At 37.3% G+C, this 25,890-nt stretch carries 21 protein-coding genes and 1 riboswitch; of the genes, 3 read left to right on the top strand and 18 right to left on the bottom strand.

Features of this window, described 5'->3' with window-relative positions; all coding sequences use genetic code 11:
* Positions 1-157 precede the first annotated feature (157 nt).
* The 7 genes from JNUCC23_RS01320 to JNUCC23_RS01290 form a co-directional block, all read right to left on the bottom strand.
* Positions 158-511 (bottom strand): hypothetical protein, encoded by a 354-nt coding sequence (locus tag JNUCC23_RS01320; RefSeq protein WP_454213854.1) that lies wholly within the window; start codon positions 509-511, stop codon positions 158-160.
* A 485-nt stretch (positions 512-996) separates the two neighbouring features.
* The gene (locus JNUCC23_RS01315) at positions 997-1,197 is read right to left on the bottom strand and encodes a cold-shock protein (protein ID WP_034304915.1); all 201 of its coding nucleotides are present in this window, start codon (positions 1,195-1,197) and stop codon (positions 997-999) included.
* 211 nt (positions 1,198-1,408) lie between these two features.
* Positions 1,409-2,185 carry a TatD family hydrolase gene (locus tag JNUCC23_RS01310; protein ID WP_403077266.1) on the bottom strand — a complete coding sequence of 259 codons (777 nt, stop codon included), beginning with the start codon at positions 2,183-2,185 and terminating at the stop codon, positions 1,409-1,411.
* On the bottom strand, positions 2,182-2,919 hold the full coding sequence (locus JNUCC23_RS01305) for an ABC transporter ATP-binding protein (RefSeq protein WP_403077268.1): 738 nt from the start codon (positions 2,917-2,919) through the stop codon (positions 2,182-2,184). Before JNUCC23_RS01305 ends, JNUCC23_RS01310 begins: the two co-directional genes overlap by 4 nt.
* Positions 2,912-3,682: an ABC transporter permease gene (locus tag JNUCC23_RS01300; RefSeq protein ID WP_403077271.1), complete on the bottom strand. Its 771-nt coding sequence runs from the start codon at positions 3,680-3,682 to the stop codon at positions 2,912-2,914. The genes JNUCC23_RS01305 and JNUCC23_RS01300 overlap by 8 nt, the downstream gene beginning before the upstream one ends.
* A complete protein-coding gene (locus JNUCC23_RS01295) occupies positions 3,679-3,972 on the bottom strand; it encodes a thiamine-binding protein (RefSeq protein WP_062186957.1) in 294 nt (97 codons plus the stop codon). The genes JNUCC23_RS01300 and JNUCC23_RS01295 overlap by 4 nt, the downstream gene beginning before the upstream one ends.
* Before the next feature lie 13 nt (positions 3,973-3,985).
* Entirely contained in the window at positions 3,986-4,978 is a 993-nt protein-coding gene (locus JNUCC23_RS01290; RefSeq protein ID WP_403077273.1) for an ABC transporter substrate-binding protein, read from the bottom strand.
* 137 nt (positions 4,979-5,115) lie between these two features.
* Positions 5,116-5,225: riboswitch (TPP riboswitch) on the bottom strand.
* Positions 5,226-5,514: 289 nt separating this feature from the next.
* Between JNUCC23_RS01290 and JNUCC23_RS01285 the strand changes: the two genes are divergently transcribed.
* Entirely contained in the window at positions 5,515-7,461 is a 1,947-nt protein-coding gene (locus JNUCC23_RS01285) for a DUF2207 domain-containing protein (RefSeq protein ID WP_454213850.1), read from the top strand.
* Positions 7,462-7,774: 313 nt separating this feature from the next.
* Here JNUCC23_RS01285 and JNUCC23_RS01280 read toward each other — a convergent pair whose 3' ends face one another.
* The 7 genes from JNUCC23_RS01280 to brnQ form a co-directional block, all read right to left on the bottom strand.
* Complete coding sequence (locus JNUCC23_RS01280) at positions 7,775-8,278, bottom strand: DinB family protein (RefSeq protein WP_062186963.1); 504 nt, start codon at positions 8,276-8,278, stop codon at positions 7,775-7,777.
* Between the two features lie 380 nt (positions 8,279-8,658).
* Entirely contained in the window at positions 8,659-10,116 is a 1,458-nt protein-coding gene (locus JNUCC23_RS01275) for a glycoside hydrolase family 1 protein (protein WP_454213848.1), read from the bottom strand.
* Positions 10,117-10,249: 133 nt separating this feature from the next.
* Complete coding sequence (locus JNUCC23_RS01270) at positions 10,250-11,659, bottom strand: glycoside hydrolase family 1 protein (RefSeq protein WP_454213846.1); 1,410 nt, start codon at positions 11,657-11,659, stop codon at positions 10,250-10,252.
* Between the two features lie 173 nt (positions 11,660-11,832).
* Positions 11,833-13,674, bottom strand: a complete 1,842-nt coding sequence (locus JNUCC23_RS01265; protein WP_454213844.1) for a beta-glucoside-specific PTS transporter subunit IIABC — start codon at positions 13,672-13,674, stop codon at positions 11,833-11,835.
* Between the two features lie 255 nt (positions 13,675-13,929).
* Positions 13,930-14,775 (bottom strand): BglG family transcription antiterminator LicT, encoded by an 846-nt coding sequence (licT, locus tag JNUCC23_RS01260; RefSeq protein ID WP_403077288.1) that lies wholly within the window; start codon positions 14,773-14,775, stop codon positions 13,930-13,932.
* Positions 14,776-15,040: 265 nt separating this feature from the next.
* Complete coding sequence (locus JNUCC23_RS01255; protein WP_062186973.1) at positions 15,041-15,397, bottom strand: winged helix-turn-helix transcriptional regulator; 357 nt, start codon at positions 15,395-15,397, stop codon at positions 15,041-15,043.
* A gap of 696 nt (positions 15,398-16,093) precedes the next feature.
* Complete coding sequence (brnQ, locus tag JNUCC23_RS01250; protein ID WP_454213842.1) at positions 16,094-17,437, bottom strand: branched-chain amino acid transport system II carrier protein; 1,344 nt, start codon at positions 17,435-17,437, stop codon at positions 16,094-16,096.
* Between the two features lie 251 nt (positions 17,438-17,688).
* Here brnQ and JNUCC23_RS01245 point away from each other — a divergent pair, with 251 nt between their 5' ends.
* The gene (locus tag JNUCC23_RS01245) at positions 17,689-18,357 is read left to right on the top strand and encodes a GntR family transcriptional regulator (protein ID WP_454213840.1); all 669 of its coding nucleotides are present in this window, start codon (positions 17,689-17,691) and stop codon (positions 18,355-18,357) included.
* Positions 18,358-18,424: 67 nt separating this feature from the next.
* On the opposite strand, the gene JNUCC23_RS01240 is transcribed toward JNUCC23_RS01245, so the two are convergent.
* Positions 18,425-19,063 (bottom strand): FusB/FusC family EF-G-binding protein, encoded by a 639-nt coding sequence (locus tag JNUCC23_RS01240; protein ID WP_454213838.1) that lies wholly within the window; start codon positions 19,061-19,063, stop codon positions 18,425-18,427.
* Positions 19,064-19,650: 587 nt separating this feature from the next.
* On the opposite strand from JNUCC23_RS01240, the gene JNUCC23_RS01235 reads away from it, so the two are divergent.
* Positions 19,651-20,010: a DMT family transporter gene (locus tag JNUCC23_RS01235; protein ID WP_062186982.1), complete on the top strand. Its 360-nt coding sequence runs from the start codon at positions 19,651-19,653 to the stop codon at positions 20,008-20,010.
* 390 nt (positions 20,011-20,400) lie between these two features.
* Here JNUCC23_RS01235 and JNUCC23_RS01230 read toward each other — a convergent pair whose 3' ends face one another.
* From JNUCC23_RS01230 to JNUCC23_RS01220, 3 genes are all read right to left on the bottom strand, one after another.
* Complete coding sequence (locus tag JNUCC23_RS01230) at positions 20,401-20,742, bottom strand: zinc ribbon domain-containing protein YjdM (RefSeq protein ID WP_062187079.1); 342 nt, start codon at positions 20,740-20,742, stop codon at positions 20,401-20,403.
* A 324-nt stretch (positions 20,743-21,066) separates the two neighbouring features.
* Positions 21,067-21,921, bottom strand: a complete 855-nt coding sequence (locus JNUCC23_RS01225) for a 5'-methylthioadenosine/adenosylhomocysteine nucleosidase (RefSeq protein WP_454213836.1) — start codon at positions 21,919-21,921, stop codon at positions 21,067-21,069.
* A 468-nt stretch (positions 21,922-22,389) separates the two neighbouring features.
* Positions 22,390-25,887, bottom strand: coding sequence for an endo-alpha-N-acetylgalactosaminidase family protein (locus JNUCC23_RS01220; protein ID WP_454213834.1), 3,498 nt, complete (start codon positions 25,885-25,887; stop codon positions 22,390-22,392).
* Positions 25,888-25,890: the final 3 nt, after the last annotated feature.

Here is a 25,890-nt window from a genome sequence, read left to right as displayed (position 1 = left end):
TATTTCCCAGCTTCACCCACTAGCCACCAACCCGCTTATACCAAGGGGTCTCGTATCTTCATGGCGGGGTCAGACCCCATTTCCCGGTTGTGATCATGCAAAAAAAAGCTATCTCAACAGGTTAAACCTTGTGAAATAACCTTTATTTTTGTGTAATTCAAGTGATTAGCAAATAAGTAAGCACAGGATTTTTTGAAGAATTGGAGTGTTTAATTTTGTCCGTCATGTCGATCCATTTCACTTTTGCACATCTTTCTTCCAACTTCTCACTTATTTCTCCTTCAATGTCATGCATAAACTTAATCATTTCACCATATTCCAAGTGAAAGTGTTTGGCTGCAGTTCGATGTGGCGCATACTTCACAAACAACTGCAGAAGATGGTCGGCAGTATCCGCTTGCTGTGCCAATTGATCTTCTTCATTTACTATATATTGATAAATCTCACGCTTTTCATCCGGTAAATGCGAAACAATATCCCGTAGTAAAAATTCCATTAGAATCTCATTCATCATTAGCTACCTCGAGTTTTCATAAGCCCATTTTTCTCAATTATACTCTATTTTTTGAAACTTGCAAATCGTAATTGTTACTATTTAAATCAAGAGTTCACATACCATCCTAATTATATGCAGAACTTCTTGTTCAATTACCTTTTTTATATTATAGCTATTAAAAGTAGTAAGTCAAAATCTATTATATAGAGATAAAGTGAAACTTCAATCCGTGGGCCCCACTGATTGTTAGTCCCATTCTAGTGCCGCTAATACCTCCGCTCTATTAATGCGGGATAAATAGTTGAACTAGGCTTTTCTAAAATGGCTATGTTATAATTGGAAAAATCTTTTATGCATTTTCTCTTACTTGTTACTATTGTTATCCCACTTGTTTACTGAGTGGGATTTTTTATTTATTTTGTTTATGTAACAAGATTAACTCTAAATCAAACGAAAAAAAGACAGACTCCAAAGTAGAGTCTGCCTTTTGCATGTATCAATTATGCTTTTTGTACGTTAGAAGCTTGTGGTCCACGTTGACCTTGTTCAACTTCAAAAGTCACTTCTTGACCTTCGTCAAGAGATTTGAAACCTTCGCTTTGAATAGCTGAGAAATGTACGAATACATCGTCTCCGTTTTCGCGTTCGATGAATCCAAATCCTTTTTCTGCGTTAAACCATTTTACTTTACCTTGTTCCATTGTTGTTGCCTCCTAGTGCGTTCATCACACATTATATTACTATCCTTGCTCAAAGTGACAATCGAGTCAAAAAGTTCTCACTTTTAGATTCCTACAGTACCGAACAAAAATAATTCCTCTTAATAATAACAGGATTTGGCAACGATTGCAAACTAATAAAAGAAATATTTTGGGCTGGGAACTCCGTCTCTCGTTAACTAGTCAAAATGATTTACAGCCCATAAAATTTTGCCGTACTTTTATACAATTCTTCGTATACCCTCTCTACCTGAATGTTCTTTATTTCTGCTATTTTTTGTACGCTTACATGAATCATTTTCGGATGAGTCACCGTATCTTGGAATGGTCCTTCGAACGGCCATGGTCCATCCGTTTCCACCATCAAATTTGCTAACGGATAGTCTTTAATCAATTGCTGAATCTCCGTTTCATACAAGCAATCTGGGGTGACTGAAATATAATACCCATTTTGAATCATGCGCTGAACTGTTTTTTCGTCTCCTTTGAACCAATGGAAATGTGCCTTTGTTACCGAGTGTTTTTCTAAAAGGTCACAAACCAAAGGAGCGTCGTCGTATACCGCATGAAGAATAATTGGTTTATTCAGCTCTGAAGCCTTTTTTATAAAAACCTCCAATAGTTCAATATAAGGCTCAATCTGTATTTTTGGATGCTCGAACCGCAAGTAATAGGGTAAGCCCACTTCACCAATAGCAACCATTTGATGTTTGTGTTTATTCAAGAATGAACATAATTGACTCACTTCCGAATCACTCGGCAGCTCTTGTTCTGGATGAAAGCCGAAAGCAGGCTTTAGTCGTTTATCCATCTCTGCTAAAGCTAAATTTTTTTGAGAAGAAGCGAGATTCGTTGATACACAAATAAGTGCCTCTACTTTGTATGCTTGCAAGTCTTTTAAAATGGTAGACCGGGTACTTTCTGAATATTGATCAAAATGAATATGAGAGTCGATTATAGACTGCCTCACATAATCACCCGCAATTCATTGTATATCTTCTTTTTCCACGATAAAAATTCTTCGCTTAGCAAAATCGATGCTTGTCTTGGTCTCGGAAACGGGACGATAAACTCTTTTTTCACTTGGGTAGGCTTTTCTGATAACACAATAACCCGATCAGATAAATAAAGAGCTTCTTCAATATTATGGGTAACAAGCAAAATGGCCCGTTTATCTTCTTCCCAAACAGATAAGAGCCAATTTTGCATTTCGAGACGTGTGAATTCATCGAGTGCTGAAAAAGGCTCATCTAAACAAATAAGTGATTGCGGACTTAGCAGACTGCGAATAAACGCCACTCTCTGCTTCATCCCTCCAGACAGTTCATATGGATAGGCATTCTCGTATCCTTTTAGACCCGCTTTATCAATCATCTTTAATGCAAGTGCCTGGTCTGTCTCCCCAACAATTTCTCCACCAAGCAGGATATTGCCGAGGACCGTTCGCCATGGCAACAGCGATGGACTTTGAGGCGTGTAACTAATCGAACCGGTTTCTCCATTAATACGTTTGCCATCAAGCCTAATTTCTCCAAAGTCTGGTGCAAACAATCCACCGATTAATTGAAATAAGGTGCTTTTTCCACTTCCAGAAGGACCTAATATGGACACGAACTCCGCTTCTTCTACACGAAGAGACAACTGATCCAGTACTTGATTTTCACCAAAGGATTTCGATATGTTCTCAATTAAAAGTTTAGTCACGTCTCTTGCCATCTCCTTTCGGCTTCCACTTCACGATCATTCGTTCCATCGATACAATAAGGGCAAAGAATACCAAACTCAAAATCATAATCAAAAAGATCGCAACAAAGACACGGTCCGTTCGAAAGGATGACGAAGCTAAGGTCATATAGACACCTATCCCTTCTTTTGCCCCAAGCCATTCAGAAATAACCGCTCCCATTACGCTGTATGTAGCGGAGATTTTCAACCCTGAGAAGATGGATGGTAGCGCATAAGGCCATTCCAGTTTCCAAAAGATTTGTTTCTTTGTTGCCCCAGCCATTTTCATGTAATGCATCAGCTCTGAACTCGTTTGTCTAAAACCATCCAAAGCAGCCACTGTGATTGGGAAAAAACAAACGAGCGTAATGACAATGACTTTAGGTAATATACCAAACCCGAACCAAATAACAAGGAGTGGAGCCAACACAATGATTGGAATGTTTTGTGAGAGAATGATGATCGGATAAATGGCTTCTCTAAGCTTCGGAATAAGGTGTAGACCAACAGCAACTGCAATGCCCACACTTGCTCCAATTAAAAACCCCAAGATTGTAAGTCCAATCGTCGATGTTAGATGGTGATGATAATTCGGCCATCCAGCAGCTCCTTCTAACCATATCTGCGAGGGGGAAGGCAGGAGCCATTTTGGTATTTCAAAAAGCCGACAAGAAACTTCCCATACGATGAATAAAAGGATGAGGACCAGAGCTGGTCTCCATCCTTTATACCAAATCTTCATGGGCGATATTTCTCTGTCAATTTATCCATAGATGCACCGCTTGGTTGATAAAGAATTTTCACTTGAGAAATCACATTACGACTGCCAATCTCAATCATCCGTTGATTCATTTTCTCGATAATTGAAAAGATTTCTGTCAAATTCCCTTCCATGGTCGTTTCAAGCGGATGAACTTCATATTTAATTCCAGAGTCATGAATAATCGCTATTGCTTCATCTACATAAGGAATCACATCTTCCCCATTTTTTGTTTTCGGGATAATTTGAATGCTTACTAATGAGTCGCTCATGCTTCTCTCCTCCTTATTTCGGTAAAAATTCATTGGTGAATGCCTTTTTTGCGTCTAATTCACTTTCAAGCAAACCGTTCTCAAACATCCAGCTCGCATAGTTTTCCCAAACCTTTTGATCTTGAACACCCCATTTTGAAGCGTCATCTTGATATTTCGGTGATAACCACTTTTGGCTTGCCTTTACCAATTCTGGGTCTATATCAGGAACTGCTTTAATTAAAAGGTCCGCCGCTTCTTCGGGATGTTCAATCGTATAATGATAGCCCTCGGAAACTGCTGCTACAAAAGAACGAACAGTATCTGGATCTTCTTTTATTAAATCTTCATTAGTTGTGAGAACAGGCGTATAGTAATCTAGCTTTTCCGTGTAATCGGTCAAATATTGCATATTCAATTTCTCCCCACGCAACTCAGCTTCTATACCTGTCCACCCATAATAAATCCAAGCAAAATCAATATCTCGTTTAACCGCTGTGAAAAAATCCGTATCTCCCATATTCACAATATCGACTTTTTTCACATCTCCATTTTCCTGCTTCATCAAAGAAGATAGGACAGCTTTTTCTACAGGTGCTCCCCAACCGCCATACGTCTTTCCTTCGTAATCTTTCGGTGAGGTAATTTTCTTATCAACTGGGGAAGCAAATCCAGACGTGTTATGCTGAATAATAGCAGCAATCGAGACCAATGGCACACCTTGTACACGCGCTTCTGTCAAAGATTCCTGGTAGCCAATTCCGAACTCTGCTTTTCCCGCTGCGACAAGCTGGTCAGCTCCCGCCTCACCTGGCATTATAATCTCAACATCTAGCCCCTCTTCTTCAAAATACCCCTTTTCCTTTGCAACATACAAACCAGTATGATTCGTATTCGGCGTCCAATCTAAAACAAGAGTAACTTTCTTTAATTTCTCTTGATTCTTTTCCTTCGAACCATTGTCCTGACTATTCCCGCAAGCAGCAAGAATAAGCATCACACTAAGTAAGACTAACCATTTCTTCATTACATTTCCCCCTTGAACATGTCTTACAAAGCAGCAAACGAAGAAACAAGGTGGAAAATATGTAAACGTTTAATAGGAATCGCGCTACGCAAAAAGCACCATAGGTTTATCCCTAGGGTGCATATCATAACAAATGAGTCCTGTTTAAATATGTTCCCTACGCTGGTTTTAACCAGATCAGGTTCCAAGGGTATGTATCTATTGGATACGGTCTCAACCAGCAACACTGGTCCCCCCACATGTTTCATTATTCAATTCGTTTAATGCTTCATCACCTACTTACTTTGCCATATGTCTTGAGGTTTTTCAAGAGGAATGCTAAAAAAGAAAAAGCCTTTTTCGATAAAGGAAGCAAAATAGGTTCCATCACAATCACATCCACCAATTTTTGTGATTTTTTCAAAAAATATAGCCACGCTTCAGATAGAATGAACAAATCCCTGCCTCGCTTTCCATTCCTTTTATAAATATGGTAATATTTAGTTATTCGTAGATTAACAGTGATACTAATGAGTAATATCGTAGGGGGGAACTAGTTGAAAAGAGTATTCTTTATTTTTCCGTTTATCTTTATTCTTGGTTTCATCATGGCTTCAACCACTTTCGCTAAGTCCTTTTCGATTGATCAAGTAAATATCCGCGCCTGGATTCAGCCAAACGGCAATTTAGTCGTGAATGAAATTTTCACATACACTTTTGATGGAAAGTATAGTCAAGTCCATCGTTCTATCCAGAAGGACCATCATGATGGGGTGCAGGATTTCGAGGCATATGAGCTGTTGAATCCAAAGGCAAAGCTTGGCTATATGCAGAGGAATGAACTGAGACAGCTACATGTTTCAGAAGATGACCGTACATATACTGCATCCCTTCCGTCCAATAATGAAAAGAAGTATATTTTCTATATATATACGTTAAAAAATGCTGTGAAATCATATGATTCTTATAGTGATTTGACCGTACCGTTCTTTGGAACAGATTCAAATCATGATAACGATCTTTTTCATGTAAACATTGATTTTTATTTCCCACAAGAAGTCGATAATCAAAACACGTATGCATTCTTCCATGACCGGAAAGGGAAAGTTTCATCAAAAGATTCATATAGCGTCCATTTCTCCACTCCGGTATCTGAAATGTATGCCTTAACTGAAACCCGGATACTCTTTCCCTCATCCATCATGAGTGAACAGGCTAAAAATGCAGCACCTATGTCTTTAAAGGAAGCAGTTGCACAGGAAAAGAAGCGAGTAGAAACAGCCATAAAGAAAACAAAACAAAAGGCAGGCTTTTCAAAGTTTTTAATTGGTTTCTTGGTTCTCCTTATCTGTTGCTGCTTCGTCTTGCTCATCATGAAACTTGTGCCTAGAAGAAGTACAGAGAGCATTCTAAAGCATGATCCACTTCATCTATATATGATTCACCGTATTGGCAGATTGAATCCTTATGCGTTCCTATCTGGGCTATATTCTCTTGTTGAAAAAGGAGCAGCCACTGTTCAAATCCAGCAGACAAGAGGAAGGTTTCAAAAGGATCCTACAGCTCCCAAACATAGCCTTTTCTTTACTTTAACAGCTCCTCTGGGTAAGCTTTCTTCTTCTGAAAAGCTGCTCGTCTCCTGGCTGTTCAAGCAGAAGTATGGTCAAGGAAAGCTTTCTTTTTCCATGACCGATATTGCCGGCCTAACAAAAAGAGAAAAAATGAACCAACAGCAAGCACAGAAATATCAACGAAGACATATGGAGTTTAAAAGGAAAGAAAAGGAATGGTTCACAGAAGTTCTACAAGAGTTGAAAGAGGAACGATTCTTGAACAACAGATTTGCCCTATTAACGAGGGGATTGCTACTAATCATATTCACAACTGTTCTATATTGTTATGTAATCGACTCACTCTCAACAATAGCTATTATTGGGTACAGTGTTGTTGGGGGAGTCACACTTATCGCCGGATGGATCCAATATAGAAGAAAAAAGAGAATTATCCTTTTCATCTTAACGTCTGTCATCGGTTCACTTATGTTAGTCGATATCAATCTTATGAAACTACTTTTCTTTTCGATCTTATTTGTTTTTCTCTTATATGTCCTAGCACCATGTTTTGCATTTTCCCAGAAAGCGACTAGTATCCATTCAGAGATTAGACAATTCAGAAAAGAAATAAAAAGAGATGGCATACCTACTAATCTTACAGAATCTGAACTTGAAAAAACAATAACCCGAATTCTTTTACTCCAAGTCAAGCACTCTAAAACAAAAATAGCAAGCTTAGTAATACCAGAACTTGAATATGCTCAAGCCTTGCCCCTTACCTACCTGGTCTATCATGATGAAGACCCAGTCAGCTACTTAGGAAATACATGGAAATGGTCGAATTCTTCCGCTTCCAAAGGGAGCTCGTCAGGCAACAGCTATGGTGATAGTGGTGGTGGCGGTGGCGACGGCGGTGGCGGAGGAGATGGTGGTGGCGGCGGAGCGGACTGATCAAATGAAGATTCCATCAGTTGGGACTTTTCCTTACTTATAACATTAGATGCCATGGCTAGAATAGGTAGATTTCTTTATCTAAAAAACAGCCATGAGCGCCTGCTCTAAAACTTAGGCGATGAAAAAGGTTCAGGTTCTCAAATTACATCACCTTATGAAGGTGGCGGTACAGAGCCAATTTTGCGAAGCCCCGCCTCTTTTCCACAAAAAACACGTATAAAAGGCGGCTTTCACCGCTAACTCATACGTGTTCTTTACGTACTATGTTTAAATAACAGCCGAATTTAAGTATCAATTTCCATTTACACGATTATACTTCAGGAGCTTGTCCTCCAAACGCCGCCCACTCTTCCCTTGCCGGTCCATATATGCCGGGTACGGTCAGACCCGCTTGACGCATGAGCACGGTCATTTGGCCACGATGATGTGCTTGATGTGCGATTATCAGCCCGAGCACCGTGTTAATGGACCACATTTCTCCGTACATATCTCTCTCTTCGTTCAGTGTTTCGTCATTCCACTGTTCGCGAATCGAAGCGACCATCTCTTCGCTTGATGTGCGATATGCTTCTGCGATTTCACTCGACGTTTTCGGGACTGGTAAATCGTGCCGAGCCGCTTTAAAAACAAGCCCTGTACGCCCTATCATTTCATCAAGGGTCGTTACGACATGCCACGCGATCCGTCCAAGTGTACGATCCTCAGGAGATACTTCCTGCGCTAATGATTCATCGGTCAACGCATTCAGTATTTTTTGCGTAGATCCACTTTCGTGCTTCCAATTTGTCAAAAAATCTTCAATTGTACTAAACATTCCTTCGCCTCCAATTATTCATTTTCAGCAATCATTATTAGCTACATTCGCTAACAACATGCATTATCCTGCTAAAGATCACTCAAGATAGAATGTCTATCTCCTTTTCTGTGCATGAACTTGCATTCTATTATTATACCCTATTTTTAGGATTATTCAGTATAGAGAGTATATTGAGATGGACTAGTTCTTTCACTCTTTTGTATTACACTCCTAATTCATTCAAACGCAAAGGGTCAGACCCCGCAACAACTAAATACAGTATAAAATGCGTGTATGAAACACTACATACTGATTTAGAGTGCGAGGTCAGACCCTTATGAGACATCCTCATTCTTACTATTTAGATTTCGCATATACCAAGATAAATACTTACGATATTATAATTCAACACCATTAGACTCAATGACTTTTTTATACCAATCAAAAGAATCCTTCTTCGATCTCTTTAAAGTTCCATTTCCATCATCATCTAAATCAACGTAAATAAATCCATAGCGTTTAGACATTTCAGAAGTAGACATACTTACTAAGTCAATTGGCCCCCAGCTTGTATACCCCATAAGATCAACGCCATCTTCAATCGCTTCTCGCATTTGTTCAATGTGTTTTCTTAAGTAGTCGATACGATAATCATCGTGAATCGAGCCATCTTCTTCAACTTTATCATAAGCACCCAAGCCATTCTCTACAAGGAATAATGGTTTTCGATAGCGGTCATACATATCATTCAGCATAATTCTTAATCCAATAGGGTCAATTTGCCAACCCCAATCTGATGATTCCAAATATGGATTTTTTACACCACCAAATAGGTTCCCTTGCGCTCTTTCCCCTTCTGGACTTGCAGAAGCAGTTAAAGACATGTAATAACTAAAAGAAACGAAATCCACAGTATATTCTTTTAGTATTTCATCGTCACCATCTTCTTTTTTAATAGAAATTTGATTTTCTTTAAAGAAACGATTCATATAGTTTGGGTACTCTCCACGCGCATGTACGTCTGTGAAGAAAAGGTTCATTTGGTTTTCTAATTGTGCTTTTCGCACATCTAACGGATTAGGCGTATTCGGATACGTTTCCATCCTCGCAAGCATACAGCCAATTTTTGCACCAGGGATTATCTCATGACAAGCCTTTGTAGCTAATGCACTTGCAACGAATTGATGATGCAATCCTTGGTATTGAGCTTGTAAAGGATGATCTGTACGATCGGAAACAATGCCTCCACCCGTAAACGGACTCAATGTAATCATATTAATTTCATTAAATGTCAGCCAATATTTCACTTTGTCCTTATAACGTGTAAATACGGTTTTGGCATATTTTTCAAAGCAGCCAATGACTTCCCGTCCTAGCCAACCATTATATTTTTCAGTAAGCCCATAAGGCGTTTCATAGTGCGAAAGGGTAACTAAAGGCTCAATTCCATATTTACGAAGTTCATCAAACACATCATCGTAAAATTTTAGACCTGCTTCATTTGGTTCTTGGTCATCTCCATTTGGAAAAATCCGTGCCCAGTTAAGCGATAATCTGAAAACCTTAAAGCCCATTTCAGCGAATAACGCGATATCTTCTTTATAGCGGTGATAAAAATCGATACCTTCCCTTTTAGGAAACCTAGCAACCTTTTCACCTGACAAGATTTTCTCAATTTCATCCGAATTGATTTCGATCGCATTATCTTTCTTTCTTTGATCTTTCGGGATATAAGCAACTAAATCTGCACTAGACAAACCTTTCCCGTCTTGGTCAAATGCACCTTCTAATTGGTTCGCCGCTGTAGCACCGCCCCATAAAAAGCCTTTTGGAAATTCTTTTTTCGTGATTGTCATTTTGATAATCCCCTTTCAATTTATGTAAATAAACTGCTATATTCTTACTATCATTTTCATAGATTCTAACCATTTATGAAGGATGTCCCAAAAGGGTCTGACCCTTTACTTATAGAACACTCTTGTGCATAGATTAAATCTCTTGTCCATTCGTTTTAATGACGTTTTGGTACCAATAGAAACTGTCTTTACGGATGCGGCGCATATCAAGTAGCTCAAATTCATCACGGTTCACATAGATAAAACCGTAGCGTTTGCTAATACCTTGGTGCGTACTGACTAAATCAATCGCTGACCATGGACAGAAGCCAAATACTTCTACACCGTCGGAAATTGCCAATTGCATTTGTTCAAGATGCTTACGCAAGAAATCTATGCGGTATTCATCATGTACTTTGTCGCCTTCTTCTAACTTATCGAATGCTCCAAGCCCTGTTTCTGTTACGATTAATGGCAATCCGTAACGTGAATAGATTTGACGAAGAGTTGTACGGAATCCAACTGGATCGATCTCCCAACCAAATTCATTCGTATTCAAATGTTGATTTTTCGCACCTTTGAATACGCCTGGCTCTCCGATTGTTAAATGTTGATCACCCGTTCCTTGCTTGTCTTCCCCTTCACCCGTGCTTTCTTGGACGGTCTGAGATGTATAGTAGTTAAAGGCGATGAAATCTGGTTTTGCCCCTTTAAGAATTTCCATATCTCCATCCTGAATCAACGGTGTCCATCCGTTTTCTTCAAGATAGGACCATACAACATGGTTATATTTGCCGAACACAGCTACATCTAGGTACAACCAGTTGCGGATTGCCGCATAGTTATCTGCTGCTAAAATATCTTCTGGTTTAGACGTTGCAGGATAAATCGAAACGATATTCGGAGCAGGACCAATCTTCGCGTGCGGCAATTTGTCGTGACACATCTTCATCGCTTTTGCCTGCGCGACTAACATGTGATGGTTTTGTTGATATAAGTCTTTCTTTGGATCCTTCAAGCTCGGGTCCAACGTTCCAAGAGCATCCCCATGGAGAATCATCATATTCTGTTCATTAATGGTTAACCAGTATGTCACCTTGTCACCGTATTCGTTAAATAATACTTCTGCGTATCGCTCGAAGGCATCGACCGTTGCACGATTCGCCCAGCCACCTTGTTGTTGAAGAGCATAAGGTAAATCAAAGTGATACATCGTTACGATTGGTTCCATATTATGCTGTTTAATTTCATCAATCAGGTTATGGTAGAACTCTACACCTTTAGCATTGACTTCCCCTGTACCTGCCGGGAAAATACGTGTCCAAGCAATCGAAAAGCGATAGGCTTTAAAGCCCATTTCAGCAAATAATGCCACGTCTTCTTTGTAGTGATGATAATGGTCACTCGTTACTTTAAAATCTGTCACACCTTCTACGTGGTTAGCCATGTCTACAACAGATGGGCCTTTGCCATCTTCATTCCATGCACCTTCTACTTGATAAGCAGATGTTGAACCACCCCATAGAAAATTTTCCGGAAATGTTTTTAAAGAAGTATGTTTCATTTTCGAATCTCTCCCTCATATTTATTTACCTTCTTCGACTGACTTTCTTTACAAAATAAACCTTTGTGTTTTAGTGATCCATTACTTTCTCACAACAAAAAATGGCTTTTGCTATCTCCCGTATCGTTTAATCACTGTGAATCGCATGCCTCATTCAACATACGATTCACATCTTAATTAATAACTGTAAGGATAGACTGCCCGCTAACTACTTCTTTTGGCTCATCTGCAATGACATCTAAATAATTTGTTGTATTCGTTACAATCACTGGTGTCGTTACTTTATATCCCGCTTCTTTAATACCAGCAATATCAAATTCTACAAGAATGTCTCCTTGATTAACTGCCTGTCCATTTTCGACATGGGCGGTAAAATGTTTTCCTTCTAATTGGACCGTATCTAGCCCAATATGGATGAGAACTTCTACTCCATCATTTGAAGTTAATCCAATCGCATGGCTTGTTGGAAAAATCATTGTGACCGTTCCGTCAAACGGAGCAACAGCGCGCCCAATCGTAGGTTCAATTCCAACTCCCTTGCCCATCGCCCCACTAGAGAATACTGGATCCGGTACATCTGCTAACGGAAGAAGCGTACCTTCGATAGGACTAGCTATAGCCATTTTGTTATCTCTAGCTGGTGGAACTGGTGTTGTTTGTTCCGGTTCGATTTCTTCTTCTTTCTTTTTCTCATATCCGATTATAAAAGTCAGAATGGTCCCAACCAAGAAAGCAATCATTACGCCAATTGTATATTGAACTGGAGGCTGGTAAGCCGGGATTGTTAAGATGCTGTTAAATGTAAACGTGAATAAACGTACATCAAATGTCGCAACGATGGCTCCGCCAATAACACCCGCAATCACCATGATTGGAATCAACCTGCGGTAGCGCATGATCACACCATATATAATCGGCTCGGTCACACCAGCAAGGACACCTGATAACACCGCTCCAAGGGTCAAGGATTTCAATTTCTTGTCACGTGCACGCAGGAACACACCAAAAGCAACACCCATTTGAGCAAACGTTGAAGCCGCTGTAATAGGCAAAATCACATCCCCGCCTTTGGCAAACGCACTAATCGCGATTGGCACAACACCCCAGTGGACACCGAGAATAACAAGAAATGGCCACACACCCGCAATAATAACCCCTGTTAGAATAGCTGATACAGACGATAGATAAGAAACACCGTTCATAATTCCGTCACTCACGTACACTGCAAACGGACCAAATACTAAGGCTGTTAACGGGACCATTACGAGTAGACAAACCATCGGCGTGAAAAATAATGTGAGTACACTCGGTGTAATTTTTTTAACCCATTTTTCTAATAGAGCAAAAATAGCAATCGCAATCAACATCGGAAATACGGTTGATGAATAATTGGTCAAAACTAACGGCAAATTCAAAAATTCCGAACGAGCTCCGTGTTCAAGAAGAGCTGTAAAGCTAGGTTCTAATAAACCCGCTCCAATCGCGCCACCGACATATGGATTCGCACCAAGTTTCAACGCAGCCGTGATCCCTACAAAGATAGGCAAGAAGAAAAACACTCCACCCGAAGCTGCATTTAGCACTGCATACGTACTGCCATCTACATTAATCCAATGTAATAATGTTAAAATGGCAAGAAGCGCTTTAATCATCCCCGCCCCTGCTAGTGCGGGAATCAAAGGAGAGAACGTTCCTGAAATATATTCAAAAACCTTTGAGACTGGACTGACCTTTTCATTAGATGTCGATTCTTTATTCGTTTCCCCACTAATTTTTGCTACTTTCATAACTTCCGCATACACTTTGGGCACATGGTTCCCAATAACAACTTGAAATTGGCCACCACTTTCAACTACAGTGATGACCCCCTCCATGTTTTGGAGTTCGTCTTTTTTCGCTTTACTACGATCATCCAATTTAAAACGTAAACGAGTTGCACAATGTACAAGAGAGTTTATATTCTCTTCGCCGCCTACCTTTTCAACAATCTTTTTAGCTAATTCTCTATTATCCATCTGTTAGTTTCCCCTTTTTGTAATTTGACTAGGATATCCTATCCGTCGTTAAGTTTTTATAAGTAGTAATCCCCCTCCTAAATTCCTTTTATCCTTGATTTTTCGAGATAAGAGGGTTTGCTGCCCCATCATTTACGGTAAAAAATAAAAAACCTGAAAAGAAATGCAGATAGAAAGGAGGGGTACACACCCACTTTTCTCAACATTTCTTCTCAGGTTTTGCCTGCCGAACAGTAACAATCCTAATCAGAAAAATTATGCTTTTTTCTCACGACTAGATACGCGATGAATATGGATCATGAAATACACCATTTCATCCTTCGTCATCTGGACGTTATAACTTAACTGCAAATATGTTTGTACTTTGATGGTACATTGATACGCTTGTGAATACTGCTTACTCACTTGATCAAATAATGGGTCCTCGTCTTCATGAGATAATTCCCCTCTTTGCATACGGTAAGCAAAATAGCGTAAATGAGTAATAAATCGACTATAATTCATTGAATCTTCATCAAACATGATGCCAAAATGATACTTCACGATCGTAATGATGTCATTGACAATCTTCGTCATCTCCATGGTTTGTTCCATGCCCGCCGAATCATGTCTTGCATTGAACAGATGAAGGGCAATCGATGCACGTTCATCATCTGGTAATTGAATACCTGTCCGATCCTCAATCATCTGAACCGCATGTTTAGCTACACGATATTCATCTTTATAAAATTTCTTAACTTCCCACAATAGGGCATTCTTCACTATCAGTCCTTCTTGAATCCTTGTTAGCGCAAAATGGATATGATCCGTCAATGACAAGTAAACGGTTTCGTTTAACTGATATCCCAATTCTCGTTTGGCCAATTCGATAATATCATTAGACAGTTCCAAGTGATCAAATGGGATTTCTTTGAGCAATTCAGATAATTTATCAAAGACATTTTTCGAGTGAATGACGAAGGTTTTCTCAATTTTCGTTTCATCGATTTCATCTCCAACTTTCTTCTGAAAAGCGAGTCCACGCCCCATAACAACCATTTCTTCTTGGTTCCCATCTTCTGTCAGTATAACGTTGTTGTTAAAGACTTTTTTTATGCGCATAATGAGTCACCTTATCACTGATTTTTTAAATACTAACAAAAAAACCTGAACTGATCCCAATATTACAGTTTCCCCGTAATACTCCAATCAATCCAGGTTTTGCCTGCCGAACAGTAACAATCCTTTGTCTAATATTATTATATAAAAATATGTTTGCGTTTGCAAGAGATATTTTTAAAGGAAGAGGAATTTTTTATAATACCACGGAAAGCATTTTTATAGGATTGCCGACCGTGGACGTTATTATAATGAGATAGTTTTATTCCTATTCATTAGACTCATTTTCTGTTTGTAATACATTCTCGATATAATATTTTCCCCATTCATACATAGAATCTAGAATCGGCATTAAGCTCCGCCCATGCTCAGTAAGAGAATACTCTACCTTTGGAGGTACAACAGGATACACCTCACGATGAATAATCAAATGATCCTCTAGCTCACGCAATTGATTCACTAGCATTCGTTGGGTGATCCCTGGCATAAGAGCCTTCAGTTCACCAAATCGTTTAGTTCCTTCTTTTCCCAAATGCCACAATATCAACATTTTCCATTTCCCACCAATAACAGAAAGAGTCAATTCTTTTTCACAATTAAAAAATTTATCCACTAGATTTGGCATTTGCTCCACCTCTTAAATATCTTATAGTATACTTTTCATCACTATATTTCAAAAACGTATGTACTGCAATTATACTAGTATAAGTAATTGTTTACGATTAGTAAAGGTCCAGTCAATGACGCAAGTATGGATTAAACAAGGAAATCGCTACTTCACTTACTACTCAATATTTAGCCGAGGTTTTGAAGAATTAAACGGAACTGTGAATTTTATTTAAAAGGAGTAGCAGAGTTACTAGCAACCAAAACACTAATATCATAGGAAATAAAAACATTGATTTCGATAGTACAACTTCCGACACTTCACTCTGAAAGAGTTGATAAGACGATGAAACGCATGAAGCCAATTTTATGCACAATTCTATTTTATATTCCACAAAAAATAGACCATACTAAATTGTATGGAATATATGCCAATCTAGAATCTACATTTAAAAATAGAGGAAATGGACTCTTAACTTACTCACTACATAGTGGTCGTAAGATCCGGTTCTATAAAAAAGAGGATGCCCAAAAACCAAAAAGGTCGAGACTCCACAACTACTATATACCGTTTGAGACATGAACATGACTCGATAAACGGTGTATAAAGTGTGAGGTCTGACCTTTTGGGGCATCCTTTATTTACAAATTAGACAATGATTAGGTCGTAACGCGAAGAATCTAAGTTGCTAAATTCCTTTTATTAGTTCCCCTCTCAATCTAATTGAGCAGCGTACGGATTAAGTTTTTTTCTTAAGATGCTGATAAGATACCCTAATATTCCTCCTATAATAGCAGAACCGATCCAGCCGAGCCCTACTTCATATCCAGGTAGAATCGCAGTAAATAGGTCATCAATTACTTTAATATTCAATCCCGCAGCACTTAATCCGTCAAATAAACTGATAACAAAAGTCATTAGCATTGTGCCTAGATAAACTTCTTGTCTTCCTTTAAAGAACGAATGTAAGAAGGTTAAAAAGATTAACGCAATCGCTAATGGATAAATCGCTGTAAGAACAGGAACAGAAATACTAATTAATTTCATTAACCCGACATTCGCAAAAATCATGCTAAAAACAGACAATACAACGGCAAACATTTTGTAAGAAATGGTTGGAAATAGCTTATGGAAATAAGATGAACACGCAGTAATGAGTCCAATACTCGTTGTTAAACATGCACCTAACACGATTAATCCTAGCAAAGGCCCCCCAAACGATCCGAAGTAGTGATTAGAAATGGCTGTTAGAACCGCTCCGCCATTTTCTAAATGCCCAACTCCCGCTACACTTGATGCCCCCATATACGTAAGAGACGTATAGATAATAGCCAAAAGCGCTGAGGCAATTAATGCGGCTTGTGTACATACCACCATAATCTGCTTCTTCGTTGTTACCCCTTTATCCTTAATTGCATTAATAATAATGATTCCAAAAACAAATGCTGCAAGAGTATCCATTGTTAAATATCCCTCTTGAAACCCTTTAAAGAATGCATTCTCCTTATAAGCATCAATCGGCGCTTGGAATTGACCAAGCGGATTGATTATGCCTGCTATAATCAAGATTGCTATTACAATTAACAAAATAGGTGTCAAGATTTTTCCTACTATATCGACAATTTTCGCAGAATTGAGTGAAAAAAAACAAGTAACACCGAAGAATATGATCGTGAAAATTAGTAAAGGTAAAAAGCCAACATTTTCAGGCAAGTAAGGTTTCAATGCGATTTCGTATGAAACACTACCCGTTCTTGGTATCGCGAATAATGGACCAATTGATAAGTAAAGAGCCATCGTGAAAACAAGTCCAAAAATTGGATGTACGCGACTCGCTAGTGATTGTAAATCACTTTTACCCGATATCCCAAATGCCAGAACGCCTAGTAACGGAAGCCCGACTCCTGTTACGACAAATCCTGCATTAGCTGACCAAAAATTCACACCTGATGATTGACCGAGCATTACAGGGAAAATAAGATTTCCAGCCCCAAAAAATAAAGCGAATAACATAAATCCTATAGCTACTAAAAATGAAAATGATATTTTGTTCGTCATATTAAACTCCCTTCGTAGCAAGTAAATTATTTTTTTAATATACGAAAGATAACATAGAAGTTATACTTGTGCAATATATTTCGGAGAATTTAAAATATTTAATTCATATGTAATATATTGAATTTATCACTATTTTTTTATATACTACAGTCAAGCACAAGCTGAGACTTGAAAATAGATAGATTTCAATAAAGTGATTACAATATAATTTCAATATAATTTAACTAGCACTATTTAAAGGCGGTCATACAATGCCCATACCTACTAATTTTTCAATAAAGCCTCGTTTATCTGCCAAAAAACGTGCATTTAATCAAATTCAAGAATGGATTATTGATGGTACTCTTCAACCAGGAGAAAAACTGCATGATGCTGACCTTGCACAAGCGTTGGGTGTAAGTAGAACTCCTATTAGGGAAGCCTTGCAATTGCTTAATGTCCAAGGTTTCGTCGAAATGTATCCAGGGGTCGGCACACAAGTGACCACCTTAAATAAAGAGGATGTTTCAAAAATATTGCCTCCATTAGCAGTGTTACAAGCATTAGCCACAGAACTTGCAACACCTGTTATTAATCAAGAAACGCTTCATTTGCTACGTGATATTAATACGAAATTTGCTCAATCTATTAAAAACGGTGACTCTGACAACACCTTAAAGTTGGATGAACAATTCCACAATATCATTGTAGAAAACGCTCACAATGAGTATATCTCAAGTTCAGTTTCCACGCTTCAGTCACATGTTTTTCGACTTTATTTTCATTCATCGATTGTTTTCACGCAACGTTCAATCGAAGAACATGAAGCAATTTTGAATGCTTTCGAAGAGAATAATAAAGATGAAGCTGCTCGACTGGCGCGAATCAATTGGCTGCATCCGGTTGATTTCTTCTATTCAGAGCATCAAGTAAATAAATAAGCCTAGTTATCCTTAAAAACCAGTTATCCTCATGTGAAAACTGGTTTTTTTAACTATTCCAACCCTATTAACGAGTAATTCGCTCAACAAAGTCATTTAATTTATCAAGTGTGATGATATTCTGATTACATGTCTGACTATTTTCACAGATATAATTCCCTCTTTTAATAAATGTACCGATTGCCAATCCTTTTGCTTCAGAAAGAAACATTCCTATTTCTTCATGATGATTACACAGTGCACAAATTCCTTTTTTGTTTATACTTTTAAATGTCCCTTGCAAGCCAACAAGTTTATGATCGCTGAGAGCTACGATATATTTTTTATTAGAGCCCTTATCATTCCATCCCAAATATGAAATCTCTTTCAGATCCACGTTCTCGAGAATTGGCACTTTTAACTTCTTTGCTTTTGGAAATAATTTTTTGATCGTTATTTCGGTTACTTCTTTAAAAGGAATCACATATGGCTTTACTTGTGATAGATACTCTTCAGCTTTATCGTTATCTTCAATCGTAATGATTGGATCTAATACCTGTCTCTGCTCTTCGCTCATATCGATGAACAAATGTAACACCTTTTCGTTAACGATTGATTTTAATGCTTGCAGAACATCATTGTCATTAACAGTCGCGTGGCCATTAATTAAAATCTGTATTTGCGCTTTAATGAAATTATATTGATCACTTCTAATAAATGGTTTCATACTCTCCACTCCCGCTACTCTATTATATTACAATCAAGCCTTCCATGACGCCGTCATATTAGAAAACTCATTTCATTCTATTCATTTATAACCTTAAATTGTTCACCCAACATAACAGCTAATTCCCCTTATTACTTTAAAAGTTCAGATTATTTTTCCCAATGTAGAAAATGACTAAGAAGCAAACTTACCAGACAATAGTGGCTGTCATACAAACAGAGGCCAGACTCCTTAACAACTAAGATATGATAGACGTAATTAGCCAACTGACACATCACACTACTTTAACATCTTTTCGAACTAATAATGTACAAAATGATAGCAACGAGATATTTGAACGACAAGCGGCAAAAAAAATTGTTCCACGGGAAACAATTTTTAATTCTACCTGAAAACCCCTTCAAAAAAATCTTTTAAGGTTGCGTAAATTTTTTAGTAGCGGTAATCATACATCTTTTTATCCATTTATAACATTCCTCTTAACAACAGGTAGTTACAGATAACTGTTATGTACTTCTTTCATGTATAATTGAATTATCGGAATTTACAATCTACTCTGAATTTTAATTTAGTAAGGAGGAATGAACTTGTCTTGGGTGTATTTATGCCTAGCTATCTTGCTTGAAGTAGCGGGCACAATCAATATGAAATTATCTGAGGGATTCACAAAATTAGTACCTAGTCTATTATTAGCTTTCTTTTACATTGGTAGCCTTAGTTTTTTAACGTTAGCACTGAAGACCATTGAGGTGTCAGTTGCCTATGCAATTTGGTCTGGTATTGGTATCTTGATCATCACTTTCATTGGCGTTTTTTTCTTTAATGAAAGTTTTAGCTTACTAAAAATTGTTTCAATACTGCTTATTATTATCGGTGTTATAACATTAAACTTCGCAGTAGGCCATGACACATCTAAAGATGAGCAGATAACAGAAAAGCAAAAATAACTCACTCCTCTAGTAGAAACTCTACACGTAATAAATGGTTTTGTTAAAACTAGAAATAGTTGATGAGACCTTAAATGCCTTCTATCGACTTTGACTGTTTGATATAGATCCAAAACTGAATTTTAAAGAAGTAAAGCCCGAACAATTACTTATATAAAACTATGTATTAGGTCAAAAGATGTTGCCCTATAACAAAGGTCAGACCCACATCTACATACACACCCTTATGTATAAATGAGACATAAACGGTTTTTAGCGTGTGATGTCTGATCCTTCTCGATACACACCTGTTCGTTTTATCAATTATTTAGAGAGAAATTCTATCTTTACAAACGAGGATTTCATAGTGGAAGTGTTCTATAACACACCTATTATTTCTGTCTATTGCTTTTACACTTTTTTTACAAATTCAGATTTCAATTTCATTTCTCCAAAACCATCAATTTTGCAATCAATATCATGGTCCCCATCAACTAAACGTATACTTTTTACTTTTGTCCCTATTTTTACAACTAATGAACTTCCTTTTACTTTAAGATCTTTGATTACTGTTACAGAATCGCCATCATTTAAGACGTTGCCATTTGCATCTTTAATAATCTTTTCGCCTTCACCGTTTTCAGTTTCTCCTTCTAAAGTCCACTCATGACTACATTCTGGGCAAACAAAAAGACTTCCATCTTCGTATGTGTATTCAGAATTACATTTTGGACAATTTGGCAGATCAAACATTATTTCATTTCCTCCATTCATTATTGTTCCTTCTTATAGATAGGAATAATTTTCTTTTTTATACCCTCGTAAGAAAAGCAATTACGAACTTTTAATTATAGGCTAATAGACGTAACTTAAACAACTCTATGCTTTAAAAGATATTACTTTTCGTATATATAAATCCCGCTATAAATAGGATGTCTTTTATTTACGATGAGGAAATTGTGAAAAGAGTAACAGTCTACTTGATCGCAGTTGCACTGTTACTCTTGGTTTACAAATATGAGGATATTTATACTATGTTATCGTTAAGATATCTGGTAACTTTTTAACAAATAAAGATTACAAGCTTTCATTAGCACTTTTGATCATTTGTTCAATCATCTTGCTGGCATTTTCAGCTGCCATTTTGACAAAGTCTTCATACTTTACATCAGCCTCACCGCCGGCATCGTCTGAGATAGCGCGAATAATAACAAAAGGTACATCATTCAAATGTGCAACATGAGCAATAGCTGCTCCTTCCATTTCTACTGCATATGGAGAGAATATTTCATTAATTTCTGCTTTTTGTTCTGCACTTGCAATAAATTGGTCACCACTAGCAATTCTTCCTTGGAAAACATGGATATCTTCAGATAATCCTTCGACAGATGACTGTGCTAGTTGAATTAACTTTTCATCCGCTGTAAAAATACTTGTATCCATTCTGGAAATGACACCAGGATCTTCCCCTAATGCAGTGATATCTACATCATGTTGGACAGCATCTGTAGAAATGACAATATCCCCCACCGTTACATCAGGGCCTAGACCACCAGCAACACCGGAGTTAATTAGATAGTCAACACCAAAATGATCTACTAGCACTTGCGTACATGCAGCTGCATTAACTTTTCCGACTCCTGATTGAACCAAGACAATGTTTTCACCATCTAATGTTCCTTTATAAAATTCCATTCCCGCTACAGTTTCAGTACTTTCAATTTTCATTTTCTCATGAAGGATTGCTACTTCTTCTTTCATGGCACCAATAATACCGATAACCCGCTTATCTGTTTGTGCTGTATTTGTTTTTTCTTCTTGTTGTTCAGTTGAAGATACATTAGACTCATCTTGATTATTAGAACACCCAATTAGCATGAAAGCAGCAAACATGATTACTGTAAAATATTTGAGATTAAATCTGTTTTTCATAGATGTGAATTCCCCTCATTTGATTAAAACGAATATTTAAATAAAAATTACGTTTAATGTTCGTTTTTTTACTCAGCTAGTATACAACAGCAATTGCATGGATGCAACAAGTTTCTGTGACAAAAATATACACTGATTTTGAGAAAAAGGGACACATGGACTGGGACATTATCCAAACAGGAAAATAGATTATAGGAAAGTCCATTTGAGAAGTAGCCTTTTTAACTTACAATTTGACTTTAAGCTACAATACATTCTCGAGAAATTAAAAAAGTCCCAATAGGGTTTACCTTATTGGGACTCTCGCTTATTAATTTAACAGAGGAAATGTTGAGACCATAGGTGCAACAAAAAATCGCCTTTTTATTAACTTACTGTTTTTGAAGCCAGATAAACGACAAGTATATAGCGTTCAGGTGCTGACCCTATAAAATCAAAAGGATTTCTCCCATTTTAAAACAACTGATTCTATTTGTTTGGTACCGTTTCAATAACTAGATTATCAAGCATAATATCTTTATAGCCATTAAAGTTAGCTTGTGAGCCTTTCACACCTTGAGTATCGGCAGCTTTGTTAGTAGAATAAATACCAAACCAGCTTTGACCTGATTCATCCCCTTTTAAAGTAAAGGAATATGTGCCAGCTTTTGCTTCCTTATCGCTACTTGCTGTTGATTTTAATTCATCCTTAGTTAATACTCCTTTTTCTTCAAATGGAGCATTACCTGTTACTACTGCGTAAGTTCCATCACTACCTACTTCATAATCAAAAGTGATTTTATACGTTACACCTGGTTTGAATTTGAAGTTTTGAGGTATTGTTTGGTATACAAGTGTGTCACGTTCTGTTAAACCATTAGTTTTAATTGACCATTTACCAGAAATAACATCATTCACTAATTTTTGGTTCCAACCTCTTTGAGTATATGGTGCATTTAATTCAGCAAGGTGAGTTCTATTATCTTCTACACCTTCAATATCACCAATTACAAACGGATGGATACCTTGTGCAACACTTTCAAAGTCTTGTACGAATTTATTACTGCTTACTTGGTTTTTAGTGTTATTTTCTACGATACGAATATCATCAAAGTAACTTGTACCATTCCCAGCATCTCTAGACAAATCAAGGGTTACATCAGATGCTTTTTTATCAGTTTCAAAGAATACGTACATATTTTGAAAATAACTTGTTCCATCTATTGTTGAAGTCATTTGACCATCTGCTTTTGCTTGCTCAGAACCTAGAGTATTGTGTGCATAAGCTCTTACATAGTTTTTAGCGATAGATTTACCAGTACTATTTGTATACTTTTTACCGTTAGAAGTAATTGTAATACTTGCTTGTTCTTCACTTCTGTTGTCAATACCAACATAAGCAGCATACTTAGTATTTGGTTTTAACCCCGTTACTTTTTGAGTAACATTTACTTTCTTTTTATTGTTAGAGATTGTTAACATGTTATTATTACCTTCACTCTTCGTAATCTTAACCGCTTTTGAATCTCCTGTAACTTTCCAATCATTTAAGGAATTGCTGTTAAAGCCAGTATCTACAAGATGCATTCCTTCACTCCATTTAACATCTTTGTTAGATTTTGCTTTTTTATGAATTACATATGCGGTAGATTTTTTTGCATTTAATGTGATCTTGCCATTTTTAATCACAACGTTTTCCTCATTTTGATTACCTAGTTCTGTTAACTCATAAACTTTAACTGTACCTTTCCAGCCAGCTGGAACAGTCCAAGTTGTTTTTCCACCGTTTGTATTCCAATGGTATAATTTTTCATTCGCTGATGATAATTTTTTACCATTTTGATCCCAAGACCATGGAATTAAATACTTTTCATCACCAGGTTTACCTTCAAATACCTCATTACCATTAAATGTCATAACTCTTGTACGGTAACCATCCTTATCATTTGCAAAATCATTAGTCTTTCTTTCAATTGCAAGTGTATTTCTACCAGAGTCATCTTTTAATACCGCCTTCATGCCCGGTACCCAGTTGTAAGTTGTATTATTATCTGTCATTTCAACTGCTTTTCCATCTTCCCACTGTGTTACTTTATAATGTTGGATGAATTTTGCAGGAACGTTCACTGCAAACAAGTTATCCATATAGGCTTTATAGTCACTTCTACCTTGCCATCCTTCAAAGTCTTTCATGCTGTAGCCACCTAATAATGGAGCATCAGCGTCGCCACCATACTTGGGATAGTTACCAATCCATGCATCTTTTTGATGGTTTTTAATAAAACGCGTGATTGTACTATTGATACCTTTTAGAGTATAACCACCATAAGTTAAATCAGCTGCCCAGTGTTGGAATGTAGAATCATACTCGTTAGCATATCCCCACTCACTACCTAAGCGCCAACCTAAACTGTTGATTTCTTTACTTAACTGACGACTTGGCCATGTACTATTATCACCTGACTGTCCATTACCCCAAACGTCTACATAAATAAAATCTAAATCATTCTTTTGGCCACCAAGAACGTCATAAAAATCTTTGAATCGCTGTGCTCTACCATTTCTTAAATCATAATCAGCATCAATGTTTATTCCTTGGTCAATCCAGTTCCAACCATACTTATAAGTTCCATCTGGATTTTTTAATAAACGATCTTCTTGGAAATATTTTGACTCTGGATAAGTTTCACTTGCATTCACGTGAACTCCAAAAGTTGCCCCATATTCTTTACCCTTCGCTAGCAATGTTTTCATATCCTTTGCGCCACCGATACGAGTTCCAACATCTGCATAATTTAAATGACCAGAATCATGCCCTTCACTACCATAACCTTTCAGTAGAATAGATTGCCCTAGTCCATCGGTACTTAAAGAAAACTTCTTAACTCCATCTAAAGCCATTAAGAAAGGATTTTGAGCTTGACCGCCAAAATTCATGCTAATCCGGTAACCAACTAAGTCTGGAACCTTTTCTGTCCCTAGAGGTTCGTTCATAATATTTCTATAATCAATAGCTCCGTCTTGCCAGTTTATTTTTTTATCACCATTAGCGTCAGCAGTAATAACAACCTTCGCAGATGGCATTTCATCTACCTTGTTTACTGTTCCATCTTCTAGCTCCAGAGTACCATCTTCCTTACGATGTTCTTCTGATTTTTGATACGTCCAGAATGTACTACTTAAACCAATTATTTTTTGCCCTACACTATTAGTCGAAGCCGTAGCTGTAATTCTTTGTGCGTCAGTTTTTGCAGCATAAGAATCTGGAGCTATTTTTTTTGCTAAACTATTCTCCGTATTAGACCATATACCTGCACTTAATTCATCATTAGAAAGAAAGGCATACATATATCCTTTTTTCTCTTCATCTTTCGTATTTAAATTTTGATCAACCTTTACCTGTCTGTCACCATTGATATGTGTATTTGTAGACATCTGTACTCCATCTAGTACAGCATCTTTTTGACTACTATTTACAGAAATTAAATTGTGATTTGGAATTTCAATTGTTTTTACGATTTTATTGTCCACAATTTTTGTAATATTAAATTCTAAAATATTATCTTTAACAACCATTTCTGCAGTAATAACTGCAGAGATATTGTTACTAGCGTCTATTAAAGTCATCTCATACACAATTTTATCAGATGAAACTTTTGCTTTTACCTTTGGTTTTACTGCTACGTCATTAATAAGGATTGTATCTAATGCCTCAGTCTGTCCGTAAAAAGTCTTCCCTGCTCCATTCCCAGATTTTAAATCGTACTGAATTACTCTTGGAAACTTCACATCGACAAGAACGTCCATTTTATTAGAAGAAATAATCGCTTGTGCACTTCGTGGAATGATTTGACTTGCTTCTTGTTTAATATCCGTTTTCCCCTCAGCTAATGTCAGAGAACTATTCGCATACCATGTAGAGCCTACCATACAACCAGCTAAAAGTACTGCAATCGTTTTCTTATACTTATTTCTTGGGTTTTTCATATA

This window comes from Peribacillus sp. JNUCC 23, from assembly GCF_053653995.1.
The sequence above is the reverse complement of the archived record's forward strand: the minus strand, read 5'-3'. Positions and strand labels throughout refer to the sequence as shown.

Excerpts from the sequence above, each read along its gene's own strand:
- licT (WP_403077288.1), bottom strand. The coding sequence starts at position 14,775 with ATGCGCATAAAAAAAGTCTTTAACAACAACGTTATACTGACAGAAGAT.
- JNUCC23_RS01295 (WP_062186957.1), bottom strand. The coding sequence starts at position 3,972 with ATGAGCGACTCATTAGTAAGCATTCAAATTATCCCGAAAACAAAAAAT.
- JNUCC23_RS01220 (WP_454213834.1), bottom strand. The coding sequence starts at position 25,887 with ATGAAAAACCCAAGAAATAAGTATAAGAAAACGATTGCAGTACTTTTA.
- JNUCC23_RS01290 (WP_403077273.1), bottom strand. The coding sequence starts at position 4,978 with ATGAAGAAATGGTTAGTCTTACTTAGTGTGATGCTTATTCTTGCTGCT.
- JNUCC23_RS01275 (WP_454213848.1), bottom strand. The coding sequence starts at position 10,116 with ATGACAATCACGAAAAAAGAATTTCCAAAAGGCTTTTTATGGGGCGGT.
- JNUCC23_RS01255 (WP_062186973.1), bottom strand. The coding sequence starts at position 15,397 with ATGCCAAATCTAGTGGATAAATTTTTTAATTGTGAAAAAGAATTGACT.
- JNUCC23_RS01265 (WP_454213844.1), bottom strand. The coding sequence starts at position 13,674 with ATGGATAATAGAGAATTAGCTAAAAAGATTGTTGAAAAGGTAGGCGGC.
- JNUCC23_RS01315 (WP_034304915.1), bottom strand. The coding sequence starts at position 1,197 with ATGGAACAAGGTAAAGTAAAATGGTTTAACGCAGAAAAAGGATTTGGA.
- JNUCC23_RS01245 (WP_454213840.1), top strand. The coding sequence starts at position 17,689 with ATGCCCATACCTACTAATTTTTCAATAAAGCCTCGTTTATCTGCCAAA.
- JNUCC23_RS01300 (WP_403077271.1), bottom strand. The coding sequence starts at position 3,682 with ATGAAGATTTGGTATAAAGGATGGAGACCAGCTCTGGTCCTCATCCTT.
- JNUCC23_RS01280 (WP_062186963.1), bottom strand. The coding sequence starts at position 8,278 with ATGTTTAGTACAATTGAAGATTTTTTGACAAATTGGAAGCACGAAAGT.
- brnQ (WP_454213842.1), bottom strand. The coding sequence starts at position 17,437 with ATGACGAACAAAATATCATTTTCATTTTTAGTAGCTATAGGATTTATG.
- JNUCC23_RS01320 (WP_454213854.1), bottom strand. The coding sequence starts at position 511 with ATGAATGAGATTCTAATGGAATTTTTACTACGGGATATTGTTTCGCAT.
- JNUCC23_RS01230 (WP_062187079.1), bottom strand. The coding sequence starts at position 20,742 with ATGTTTGATCTGCCAAATTGTCCAAAATGTAATTCTGAATACACATAC.
- JNUCC23_RS01240 (WP_454213838.1), bottom strand. The coding sequence starts at position 19,063 with ATGAAACCATTTATTAGAAGTGATCAATATAATTTCATTAAAGCGCAA.
- JNUCC23_RS01225 (WP_454213836.1), bottom strand. The coding sequence starts at position 21,921 with ATGAAAAACAGATTTAATCTCAAATATTTTACAGTAATCATGTTTGCT.
- JNUCC23_RS01270 (WP_454213846.1), bottom strand. The coding sequence starts at position 11,659 with ATGAAACATACTTCTTTAAAAACATTTCCGGAAAATTTTCTATGGGGT.